This window comes from Terriglobales bacterium (assembly GCA_035573675.1).
GTDB lineage: Bacteria > Acidobacteriota > Terriglobia > Terriglobales > Acidobacteriaceae > DATMAB01.
Map to the genome: position 1 here is coordinate 168,707 of DATMAB010000010.1, position 12,076 is coordinate 180,782.

The 12,076-nt window shown below is 60.0% G+C and carries 9 protein-coding genes; 2 read left to right on the plus strand and 7 right to left on the minus strand.

Annotation, left to right across the window (positions count from 1 at the left end):
* Nucleotides 1-39: 39 nt before the first annotated feature.
* The 4 genes from VNK82_02880 to VNK82_02895 form a co-directional block, all read right to left on the minus strand.
* Nucleotides 40-2,484 (minus strand): ATP-dependent Clp protease ATP-binding subunit, encoded by a 2,445-nt coding sequence (locus VNK82_02880; GenBank protein HXE89885.1) that lies wholly within the window; start codon nt 2,482-2,484, stop codon nt 40-42.
* Between the two features lie 178 nt (nt 2,485-2,662).
* Nucleotides 2,663-3,373: an ABC transporter ATP-binding protein gene (locus tag VNK82_02885; GenBank protein ID HXE89886.1), complete on the minus strand. Its 711-nt coding sequence runs from the start codon at nt 3,371-3,373 to the stop codon at nt 2,663-2,665.
* A gap of 157 nt (nt 3,374-3,530) precedes the next feature.
* Nucleotides 3,531-5,867, minus strand: coding sequence for a hypothetical protein (locus tag VNK82_02890; GenBank protein ID HXE89887.1), 2,337 nt, complete (start codon nt 5,865-5,867; stop codon nt 3,531-3,533).
* Nucleotides 5,809-6,381, minus strand: a complete 573-nt coding sequence (locus tag VNK82_02895; GenBank protein ID HXE89888.1) for a hypothetical protein — start codon at nt 6,379-6,381, stop codon at nt 5,809-5,811. The genes VNK82_02890 and VNK82_02895 overlap by 59 nt, the downstream gene beginning before the upstream one ends.
* Nucleotides 6,382-7,207: 826 nt before the next feature.
* Here VNK82_02895 and VNK82_02900 point away from each other — a divergent pair.
* Entirely contained in the window at nt 7,208-8,737 is a 1,530-nt protein-coding gene (locus VNK82_02900; GenBank protein HXE89889.1) for a hypothetical protein, read from the plus strand.
* A gap of 856 nt (nt 8,738-9,593) precedes the next feature.
* Nucleotides 9,594-9,860, plus strand: a complete 267-nt coding sequence (locus VNK82_02905) for a hypothetical protein (protein HXE89890.1) — start codon at nt 9,594-9,596, stop codon at nt 9,858-9,860.
* A gap of 118 nt (nt 9,861-9,978) precedes the next feature.
* On the opposite strand, the gene VNK82_02910 is transcribed toward VNK82_02905, so the two are convergent.
* From VNK82_02910 to VNK82_02920, 3 genes are read right to left on the minus strand one after another with little or no spacing between them, the layout of a single operon-like run.
* On the minus strand, nt 9,979-11,256 hold the full coding sequence (locus tag VNK82_02910; protein ID HXE89891.1) for an FtsX-like permease family protein: 1,278 nt from the start codon (nt 11,254-11,256) through the stop codon (nt 9,979-9,981).
* Nucleotides 11,253-11,387 carry a hypothetical protein gene (locus tag VNK82_02915; GenBank protein HXE89892.1) on the minus strand — a complete coding sequence of 45 codons (135 nt, stop codon included), beginning with the start codon at nt 11,385-11,387 and terminating at the stop codon, nt 11,253-11,255. Before VNK82_02915 ends, VNK82_02910 begins: the two co-directional genes overlap by 4 nt.
* Before the next feature lie 28 nt (nt 11,388-11,415).
* A complete protein-coding gene (locus tag VNK82_02920) occupies nt 11,416-12,000 on the minus strand; it encodes an isoprenylcysteine carboxylmethyltransferase family protein (GenBank protein HXE89893.1) in 585 nt (194 codons plus the stop codon).
* Nucleotides 12,001-12,076: the final 76 nt, after the last annotated feature.

Below are 12,076 nucleotides of genomic sequence, written 5' to 3' on the forward strand. Positions count from 1 at the left end.
TGACGGCTTGTCGCTTACCGTTTATTTCTTATCGCTGCTCTAACTCTCATACAGCAGCACCGCGTCGGTCTCCTTCGAATCCACGGGGCGGTAGAACAGCTTGTCGCCTTCCAGGAAGACCTCGATGAACGCCGGCCGCGTCGTAATCGTCCCCTGGATGAGGGCTTCCGAGAGCGGGTCCTCGATGTACTTCTGCAGGGCGCGGCGCAGCGGGCGGGCGCCGTAGCTGCGGTCGCCGAGCGTCTTGTCGAGGATCCACTTCTTGGCCTCTTCGTTCACCGTGATGGTGATCTGCCGCTGTGCCAGGTTCTGGTTGAGCTGGCTCACCAAGAGCTCGAGGATTAGGATGAGGTCCTGCTCGGTCAGCGCGTTGAACAGGATGACCTCGTCCAGCCGGTTCAGAAACTCGGGATTAAAGGTGCGCTTCACCTCGTTGCGCACCAGTTCCTCCACCTTGCTGGCGACCATCTCTTCCTTGTCCGACTGGAAGCCCAGCCCGGAGCGCTTCTGCAAATGGCGCGCGCCTATGTTCGAGGTCATGATGAGCACCACGTTCTTGAAGTCCACCGTGTTGCCCAGGCCGTCGGTGAGCTGCCCGTCCTCGAACACCTGCAGCAGGATGTTGAATACATCCGGGTGGGCCTTCTCGATCTCATCCAGCAGGACGACCGAGTAAGGCGCGCGCTTCACGCGCTCCGTCAGTTGTCCGCCCTCTTCATAGCCCACGTAGCCCGGCGGCGAGCCGATCAGCTTGGAGACTGAGTGCTTCTCCATGAACTCGCTCATGTCGAAACGGATGAGCGACTTCTCGCTGCCGAACAGGAACTGGGCCAGCGTCCGCGCCACTTCCGTCTTGCCCACGCCCGTGGGGCCCAGGAACATGAACGAGCCCACCGGGCGGTTGGGATTCTTCAGGCCGGCGCGCGAGCGGCGGATGGCCCGCGCCAGCGCGGTGATGGCCTTGTCCTGCGAGATCACCCGCTTGTGCAGCTCTTCTTCGATGCGCAGCAGCTTCTGCGACTCTTCTTCCTTCACCGCCGTAACCGGCACGCCCGTCCAACGCGACACCACGTCCTCGATGTCCTCGCGGCTCACCACGCCGGTGGAAGATTCGTCGAGATGGTATTTCTCGCGCAGGGCGCGCAGGTTTTCGCGCTCTTTCCGTTCCTCGTCGCTGTAGAAGCGCGCCTTCTCGAACTCGTGGTTGGCGATGGCGTTCTCCATCCGGTGCACGATGAACTTGATGCGCTTCTGCACGTCGGTGATCTCATCGGGCAGCGAGGTCTGCCGCAGCTTCACCCGCGCGCCCGCCTCGTCGATCAGGTCGATGGCCTTGTCCGGCAGGTAGCGGTCCGGGATGTAGCGGTTGGAGTGCGCCACCGCGAACTGGATGGAATCCGGCGTGTACGTGACCGCGTGGAACTTCTCGTAGCGGTCCTTGATGCCCTCCAGGATGCGCACCGCATCGCTCTCGTTGGGCGGCGGCACTTTCACCGACTGGAAACGCCGCTCCAGCGAGCGGTCGCGCTCGATGGACTTGCGGTATTCACCCGGCGTGGTTGCGCCGATGCACTGGATCTCGCCGCGCGAGAGCGCCGGCTTCAGGATGTTGGCCGCGTCCAGCGACCCTTCCGCCGAGCCCGCGCCCACCAGCGTGTGCAGCTCATCGATGAAGATGATGGCGTTCTGGTTCTCCATCAGCTCCTTCATGATGGTCTTCAGGCGTTCCTCGAACTGGCCGCGGTACTTGGTGCCGGCCACGATGAGCGAAAGGTCCAGCGCCAAAATCCGCTTGTCGGCCAGGAAGGAAGGCACCTCACCGTCAGCGATGCGCTGCGCCAGCCCCTCGACGATGGCCGTCTTGCCCACGCCCGGCTCGCCGATGAGCACAGGATTGTTCTTGGTGCGCCGGCACAGGATCTGCACCACGCGCTCCAGCTCCGGCTCGCGTCCGATCAGCGGGTCGAGCTGGTTGTCCAGCGCCGCCTGGGTCAGGTCGCGGGAAAACTCCGAGAGCAGCGACGATTCCTTCTGCCGCTGCGGCGTGGCCTTCTCCTGCGTGCTGCGCGCGATCTCCTCGCGGATGGCGGAGAGCCGCAGCCCACGCTCATGCAGGATCTCCGCCGCGAAGCACTTCTCTTCCCGCAGCAGGCCCAGCAGCAGGTGCTCGGTCCCGATGTGCTTGTGCGAAAGGCGCTCTGCCTCCTCGGCGGCATAGGCCAGCACCCGCTTGCACTCGTTGGAAAGCGGCAGGTCCACGGAGGTCGAGACCTTCTCGCGGATGGTGGTGTGCCCCTCGATCTGCTTGCGGATGGACTCCACCGAGGCGTGCGAACGCAGGAAGCGGTTGGTCAGCGCCTTGTCTTCGCGCAGCAGGCCCAGCAGCAAGTGCTCGGTCTCGATGTACGGCGAGCCGAACTGGCTGGCCTCATAGCGCGCGAAGAAGATTACGCGTCTCGCTTTCTCCGTATATCTTTCGAACAATGGGGTCTCACCCTGGAAGACCTCGCGGCGCGCCTATTCGCGCTTGCGGGCCTTCCCCAACCTTCAAAACCTGCTATCCGCCTTCCGCTTACGACTCATCGCTTATCGCTTATTGCTTACTGCTTATCGCTTATCGCTCGATGCTGCCGCCCTCCCTGCCTCCTGCACTCCTGATGATTCAATGACTCAATGATTCCAACGATTCAATCTCTTCAATTCGGCCCTGGTGGAGCCGCAGCACGCGGTCACAGCGGCGCGCGAATGCCAGGTTGTGGGTGACGAGGATCGAGGTCAGCCGATGGTCGCGATGGAGCCGTCGAATCAATTCAAACACCGCCTCCGCCGTGCGCGCATCCAGGTCGCCGGTCGGCTCGTCCGCCATCAGCATCTGCGGACCGGTCACCAGCGCCCTTGCCAGCGCCACGCGCTGCTGCTCACCACCGCTCAGCTCGCCGGAGCGGTGCTGCGCCCGGTCTTCCAGCCCTACTTCACCGAGCCAGCTCGCGGCTTCGGCTTCCGCTTCCCGCTTCGGCCGCCCTCTCAGCAACAGCGGCATGGCGACGTTCTCCAGCGCGGTGAACTCCGGCAGCAGGTAATGGAACTGCCACACGAACCCCAGCCGCCGGTTGCGAAATTCCGCTGCGCCGTCGTCGGAAAGCGTCCGCAGCGCGATTTTTTCGCAGTATACGTCACCCTCGGAAGGCCTATCAAGCGCCCCGAGGATGTGCAACAAGGTACTCTTCCCCGCGCCCGATTCGCCCACGATGGCCAGCATCTCTCCCTTCCCCACCTGGAAGGACAGGTTGTCAAAGATCACCAGTTCCGCCGTACCCGAGCGGAAGCTCTTCTTCAAGCCTTCCACCCGCAGCAGCATCTCTGCCTGACTCATTGGATGCTCCCGGACGCGCCTTCGTCACATCCGCGCGCCGCGGCATCGGCGAGCCGGAGCGCAGTCCGCGCTCGTAGAGCTATTAAAGCACTGCTTGGCAAGATTGCATCCCCCATATGAATTTCAATAGTTACCAAAGTGTGTTACGGGGGGGAGATCAGGGAAGGGCTCCGGAAATAACAGGTTCAGCTGCAAGCATCGACCGAATCTGTCCCAGAGTACCCTTCAATCCCAACGCTTTCTCCAGTGCTTCATCGATCTGCTCTCTAACCATGTCCGTCGCCATATGGGGCAATGGCTGAAGTTCCATGCGCTTCACAGAATCGAAGGCTCTGCCGAGCGCATCACGGCTTGATACAGCAAGCGCGCGAGGGTCGAGCACCATGATCTCTTCGAGGATCGGCTTCTTCATTTCAACCCAGGCCCCCTCAGTATCGACGCGCGCGGCCATGAGCGACAGCAGTCCCAAGGAGGAATTAAGCCAAAGAGCCAAGATGCCGTTGAGCGCATCTGCGCTGATTCCTTCTGCGTAGGTAGAGACGGGCCACCAGGTATTGGAGAGAACAGGCTCGTCAAACGTTATCGCCAACGTGCGGATCGTGTTCAGGCGAACTCTCTCGGAGATAAGGAGCTTGCCAGCGCGCGACCATAGGAGCGCAGCATCTCGAAGTGGTCGACCTTTCTTTGCCTTCGCCAGCGCCACCAAGTATCGGTTCGGACGCTGGCGGATTGTCCTGACGGTGTCGGTGTCATGCCCCCAAAAGGCAGCATACTCAGTCTCGCTGCTAGTGTCGTTGAAGCCGTCGGCGATGTCCCTCCTGTCCGGACCAAGATCGGCAATCGCCTTCAGTCTTACGAGCGGGACTTCCCCAATCACGCCAGCGCCCGGGACATACACGCGGGAACCTGCCAGGAAACACGCTGCCCGGCATACCTCCGTCTGAGCAAATGCTGCCCCCTGATTCCAGTTACCACTGCTGATCTGATCCGAGCCGCACAGGATGATTTCCCCATATTTGACGTCGCCGGATTTGATTTCATCAGTCCCAACGCCATCAAGCGCGGCTCCTTCATGAGAACGAGCCAGAGCGGCAACCGTCAGTGCCTCAACACTATTTCTTGGCTTGGTCCAAAGGTTGACAACCTTAGTAGGATGGGCATTTCCGCCCGGCATCTGTTCGGCAACGATCAGGCATTCGCTCAGCGAAGTATTCTCCGAAAAATTCCACGATCCCGGCTGATGGCTGACGACTATGTACTTAACGTGATAGCTGTTTCCCAAGAGCGTACGCGTGGCCTGCCATGCCACGCCCGAAAGCAGCGCCCTCGGCAATACGAGAGCGAGCTTTCCGTTTGGTTTGAGCTTCTTGTGGGCGATAGCAACAAATGCCGAACCCAGTCCGGCCGTGATATTGGCAGGGAGACCCTCCTCGGCTACGACCCTCTTGAGGCGTGCCTGCATTCTCTTGCGTTCCTTCTCAGGTGCGTGTCCAAAGAGTAGGTTTCCCCCAACGCTGCGCGTGAAGGGCGGATTCATGACACACAAGTCCAACTCAGGAACCTCTACTGTGTCTGCGACTTCCCCGGACGCCGCCATTCTCTTCGGAGCGTCGGGCGGTCCGTACAAGTCTGCTTGCAACGCAACCTTCCGGCCGTGAATGAGGTCTAGGCTACCGAGGTAATCCTTGGGTCCGCCGATTGGTAGAGTCATCAACTTCATGTCCGAGAACACCACGTCAGGCTCATGCAGGGCGAGAGCCGAACCGGCTAGGTGGATGGCAGTCGGAACCACGTCGAGCCCCCACAAGACGTGCTCAACCATCGCCTGGTGAACGGCCGGGATTGAGGGTAACCTCCCGTACTCGGTTCGTGCGCGGACATGATTCTCCAGAATCGTCTGTAGCGCAGCTTTCAAGAGCGTACCTGTACCACAGGCCAAATCGGCGATGTGAAGCTTCTTGATAGCCTCTACATCGGACCAGTCAATATCTTCGTCATCGTAATCTAGGGTAAGTTTTAGGAGGAGAGCCGCGGCCGGAACTGTTGTGTAGAATGCTCCAAAATATTTCGCGTCCGCAAGGAGGCGATGATAAATGCGCCCCATTAGATCGTGGCGCAAAGCAGCCTTCTGTCCAGTTATACGGAGGGCCGACCGGGCCAGCATCCTGAGCGCCTTATCCGAATCTGGCACTCCAACCAGATCTCTGGCTATCTCTGTTGCCGTTGTGAAGATCGGTACATAGTCAATCTTGTCCTTGATGTAGGTCCACGCCTCAACCAATGATTCGGCGATATTGTTTCCTTCAGCGATACGGGAAAGCGCTTTGATCTTGTGATCACGGGTTGCAATGACTTGATGAAAAATCATTGCATTCACAAGGGTTAGAGCGGCAATGCGGCAAACCTTGAGCTCTGCATCAACCGGAGGCATTTCTCTATTCTTCATCCTCCGCTTCATCTTCTGTCCTACCCCTTGTCTGGGCAGGAATACCAAGCGTTGCTCGGAAGCGTTGTGGCATCGCCTTTGTATGGACGAACGCGTCACTCGATCCATCAATGGCTCGCTCCAAGTCCTCGACGCATTTGACAACGACATCGTCGCTCACGATCAGCTCATACGCGCGCCGTAAGGATTCGGCAATATCATCGACGCTGCCATCGCTCCACGCATCACCGTCACCGGCCTCGGATACCACCCGTACTTGCATTCGCGATTGTCCGAGTCTCACCTTGAGCTCAGAAAACGTCTTTGTTGATCGAAGTTCCTTCGGATAGAGAACCGCCAGGCAGACCGGGGAGATACCATCTTCAACGCGCTGCTTGGCGTCTTTGAGCAGCGATACCTTTGCTGCTGGGCTGTCGAATCGACCTTCGACAACCAAGCGAATACCCATCAACTCTGCAACGGTGATGTCGGGTAGTCTCTTACCCTTGACAGACTTTCGGATGGTTTCAGGTACGGATACAAGCCCTCTGGTTTCAAGGAGTTCAGCCAGGGCCACGTTCACAACCTCTTCTCGGACTTCGGGCATTAGTTCCTTAGGGCACGGACCGCTGCCGGGCGAGAACATATCACATGCGGGGCTCCTGGCCGGACGTTGTAGGGATGTACCAGGAAGGCCCGTCGTTAGATTTCTTGGTTCCTCTGGTGAATTGACCCTGGATTTCCACAAGCTGTTTCGTGTACGACGACAATAGCAGCGCGCGCCAGGTTAGCTTTTCGATTTCAGGTACTAGCCTGCCGAAGATGGGGCCATAGGCCCCCGGCACGAACGGATCGGCTACCGGCCGGTGGTTGCTGGTTCGATCCCAGCCGCGCCTACTAGGCTTCTAGCTTCTCATTTCACCGCCCATATTCCTGTTGTGCTCGTCCGCCAACCAGAAACGCAATCACTTTATTGTATTCCAAGTAGAAAACGTGAATTCGTAATTCGTAACAATTTTGCTATTGACGAACAAAAGGCGAATATGCTATCCTCCGTGTAAGTCTGCGGAAGGCTGGCAAGCCCGCCCGAGCCAGCCCGCTAAGGAGGACCGCCAACCCCAAGCTTTTCAATATTTTCCCGCTAAGTCCAGCCGCATCAAAGATTTTCCGGGATTTTGTGTCGCAAACCAATGATTCCATTGGACCAGGGGGGAGGGGGAGGGTACACCGTGACCATACCGATCTGCCAGCACATCAAAACCGACGGAAGGCGCTGTCCCGCAACAGCGGAGCGTTGTTGCGGACCGAAGAAACGACTCCCCAGGGCCCCCGCAGCGCCGAAATCCCTCGCCAAGGAGCAACAACGAAAGCTATGAACGCGATTCCTCAATGTAGCTACATGAAGACCGATGGAAAGCGATGCGGGTCCCCCGCAATGCGCGGCAAGCGTCTGTGTTTCTTCCACGGACGCCAGGCGCCCCGCATCCGCAAGCTGGCTCGCGACGGCCGCTGGCTCCCTGCCTTCCACGCCGACCGGCCAGACCTACACCATCTGCGACCCGCAGAACTCGGGTACCACCAACCTGGTGAGCCGCATCGGGGGAATGGTGATCGACGACGACGGCCTGCTGTGGGTGCCGGTAGTGGCCAATGTGACCAACCGCAGCGTCTCCTGCACGCCGCAGGTGGACAACGACGGCAATGCGGTGCCGTGGGACGGCAGCGGGACTTCCTACACGTACAGTTCAACGCTGTATCTGTTGTCCGTAGACTCCGGCGGGACCGTATCCACGATCCAGCTTGACTCCACGGGCGGCAGCGGCACGAACTGGAACGCGGCGATGCCGAAGTTCAGTGTGCGGAATGCGATCATCCCGGACGGCGTGGGCGGAGTGCTGGTCTCGGTGGTCAGGCCCAACGGGAGCAACCCCATTTACCGTTCGAACGGTGTCCAATACAGTACGCCTCTGAGTTCGGTGGACCAGATGCTCATGGGTGAGAGCGAGACAGTGTTCGCGGCCGGGGTGTTCGGCGGCGTAACTGCCGTGAATCTTCAGACGGGGTCGACTTTGTGGCGGCCGGACGCCGTAAACCTTACGCTCGCGTTGGGTGACGGGACGTTAGTTGCAGAGAATGCATTGTCACTCGTTCGGTACGATACTGTCGGCTCGGCGAGCGACTTCGTCGGTGAGACATCGACTTATGCCTCAACTTTCCTGGGTGGAGACCTCTGGAGCGGCGGCGGCTCGGTCGGCGGCCTCGCCCTGATTGCAAGCGAATGTCATCCCCAGGGCGACCCAACCATGCCTTGCTGGATAGGTCCTAACTGGGCGGCAATGTCCGGAAATCAGCAAAAGCAGAATGCGCCACCAGCCCGAGTAGAATTGCGAGTTCATCGCGTAACGCAAGCACCCGCTCTGGTGGAGCATATCTTGCAGCTTGCAGATACGGCAGTTCGTTATTGGTCGTGGCAGGGAGTCAGACTGGATTGGGACGGCGTCGTCCGACCCATCGACCAATGTCTGATAAATCCTGGGAACTGTCTCGACACGGATGACGAGAACATTCTCAACCTCTCGACTGATACGGTCTTCCGTTGGCAGCAGTCGCTGCGCGTGTTCGAGAAATTCACAGATAGAAAGGGTATCGACGCAGTCTTCATCAACAGCGTGCTTGGAAGCAATGATGCTCTCATTACGCTGCACTTCCCGACCACGAGTTGCTGCAACTATTCACTTAGGAAGTCGAACGTGGTGGTGGCGTCAAGTGATGCGGACAATGCGCTTGACCATGAAATCGGCCATGTGTTTCAGCTCGACCACACTCTCAATCCTTTCAATCTCATGTGCGACCCAAGCGTTCTCGTTTGTGTGGGTAGATTCTTGAACGATGCCCAACAGAGTACGGTCCGAGTCGAAGCTCCGAAGCTGGCGAGGTAGTTCACATGCGAGACAGAGGCGGATGGCGGAGCGAGGTACTGGCGGGACTCTTGGTCGGCTTCCTGTTCGCGCTGGCGTTGCGTTTTCTCCTGGTCCTACCGCTTTGGTCATACTACATCGCTAGCCCTACAGCGCAGGAGCAGTGCGATCAGATACCCGTTGGTGCGTCCCGTTCAGAGGTTCTAAGCACGATTGCGGGTTCCACTCCCCCCGAGGAGCTCTTGACGATTGACGGTCGAATTCAGGTATCCCGTAGAGATCGGATGTGTGTGATTGAATTCGATGCGTCCAATAGTCGGGTAGCCTCAAAAGTGGTGGGGGGGAGGTAGAAGCGTTCAATGATGAGAAGTCACTCACCGCTGGCAGATCGGTCGCGGCTGCTTTCGATTCGAACGGCTGTCACAACAGTCCTCGTTTTCCTAATCCTGAGCCTCGGACCAGTTTTGCAGTGCTGGCGCGACCTTTCGCGCTTCAGTGTCTTTGCCGCTGTACAAATGGGCATGAGCCAATCCGAAGCCAGAGAGGTTCTTAGCCGGAACGGGATAGTGTGTGATCTAACCCGCAAACCGGGTGGCTCTGATTGCTTCTTTTCTGACTTCTGGCGAGAGTATGGAATTAGAGTCGACCCGGACAATAAGACGGTAACTTCCAAGTACTTCCGGTTCAGAAGAACCCCTCGGGATCTGATTTAGGGTTCACCACGCTAGCTGAAGTCTATCGTGGCAAGCGGCTGAGTATCCCGAATGGGGCGTCTCGACCGCACCTGACTTTTGTCTACCTCCGTCGTTACGTCCTTAACCTGTGCGCTTTCCGCACACAATTGTTTTCCTTCTGAACCTGCCCTACTCTCCGCAACGTGGCAGGCATCACTCTCACTCAGGCGCAGGCTGAGCTCGACCTGCCGCGCAACCTACGCCAAGCTCACGGACGGCAGGCGCCCCGCATCCGCAAGCTGGCTCGCGACGGCCGCTGGCTCCCCGCCTTCCACGCCGAGCGCCCCCTCGAGGTGATGCTCGCCGAAACCTACCGCCTGGTCTCCGAAGGCCGGGTCTCGCTGCGCCAGGCGCAACTGCTCATCTACGCCATGCAGATCACCGCTGCTTGCGAGAAGAGCAGATCCTAGGTCTCGGGTGTCGGAAAGCGGATGTTCACTGGTTCGTAGTTCGCAGTTCATAGTTCATAGATCGCAGTTCAGAGTTCGCAAGTTCAAAGTTCATTATCCGCAGTTCGTAGTTCACAGTTCACTCGTACCTCAGCGCCTCCGCGGGCAGCACCCGCGCCGCCGACCACGAGGGATAAAGAGTCGCGATGAACGAGATGCCGATGGCGACCAGGGCGACGACCACGCCATCCAGCAGGCGCGGAGCGAAGGGGACGTAGTCAATGGAATAGATCTCGGGCGAGAGCGAAATCCATCGGTAGTGGCCGCCGGCCCAGGAGAGCGCGTATCCGGCAATCAGGCCCAGGGCGGTGCCGACCACGCCGATCATCACGCCCTGGGCGATGAAGATGCGGCGCACCTGGGCCCGCCGCGCGCCCATGGACATCAGCACGGCGATGTCGCGGGTCTTTTCCATGACCATCATGATGAGCGAGATGAGGATGTTGAGCGCGGCCACCAGCACGATGAGCCCGATGGTGATGAAGGTCACGACGCGCTCCAGGCGCAGGGCGCGGAACAGGGCGCGGTTCTGCTCCATCCAGTTGGTGGAGACGTAGCCGGGACCGGCGACGGGCTCGAGCCGGCGGCCAATTTCGTCGGCGCGATCGAGATCGTCCGAGGCCACGCGGAACTCGATGACGCTGGCCACGTCGCCCAGGCCAAAGAGGCGCTGCGCGTACTCCAGGCCGGTGAACGCCCAGGCGTGGTCGTAGTCGTAGAAGCCGGAGTCGAAGATGCCCACCACGCGGAAGCGGACGTACTTGGGCACGATGCCGAACGGCGTCAGCTCGCCCTGCGGGCTGGTGACCAGCACCACCGAGCCCACGGTGGCGCCCAGTTCGTCGGCCAGACCCTTGCCCAGGACGATGGGCGCGTGGCGGCGATCGAGCGGATCGGGGAGCTCTTCGCCGGCTTCGCGTCCGGCGGGCCGTGAGCTGAGTTCCTCCGCCGAGCCGAACTTCACCGCCGCCAGCAGGTCGCTGACTTTTCGTTCTTTCTCCGGAACGACGCCTTTGAGCACCACGCCCTTGGCGCGTGCGCCGCGCGACACCAGCACCTGCTCGTAGATGGCCGGAGCCGCGGCGAGGACGCCGGGCTGCTTCTCCAGGCGGGCGGCGAGTTCGCGCCAGTCGCGGATGCCGTCGGCTTCGGCGCGCAGCAGGCTCACGTGCGCGGAAGCGCCCAGCAGGCGCTGTTGCAGGTCCTGGCGGAATCCGTTGTTGATGGCCAGCGCGATGATGAGCGAAGCCACGCCCGCCGCCACTCCCACCACCGAGATGGCGGTGATGACCGAGATGACGGCCTGCCTGCGTTTGGCGCGCAGGTATCTCGAAGCGATGAATAGCTCGATTCTCATGTGGCCGTCTCGTCGAAGGTCCCTCGCTGCGCTCGGGATTTCGGCGCGCGGCTCCGACGCCGCGCAAACGCCTCAACCTGGCGCCGTTTGGCGCGCAGGTAGCGGGCGGCGATGAGGAGTTCGATGGACATCGGGCTTCGAGCTTCTAGCTCCTAGCTTCTAGCTTGAAGAAGCCTTGGGAATCAGCATGGGCACCTTTTTCTTATACTCGCGATACTGCTCGCCGAAGCGGCGCTCCAGTTCCTTTTCCTCCAAGGGAATCATGATGGCGCCGGTGAGGAGGGCAAAGGCGGTGAGCGCATAGCAGACGACGAGCCCGGAGCCGGCGCTCCAGCCGAACATCATGAGCATGTGGCCGACGTAGAGCGGATGGCGCACCCGGCCGTGCATGCCGGTAGTGACCAGCTTCTGTTCGTGCTTCGCGGCTTCCACCTCCGGCCGGCCCATCACCTGCGGCCCGCTGATATGCCGGCGCGAGCCGCGGTAGAAAAAGATGGCCGTGGCGGCGAAGGGAACGAACAGCGCCCAGGAATACGGCGTGTCATACAGATGCACATGGCGCCATGGCCGGGTGGCGAAGGCCGCGGCGGCGATCATCAATAACCAAAGGGGAAGAATGACGCGGTAGGGCGAACGCACGCGCCGCCAGAACTCCGGGAAAGGATGGATGATGAGCCAGAAGGAGGGAATGGTCGCGTACCAGGAGACGAGGAGCCAGGCGACGGTGTCGAAGAAACGGTGCATCGGCGGGAGTGTAATGCATTTGGTGATTTGGTCACTGGGTAATTTGGTAATTGGAAAAGCAACCCAAAGGTCCTTC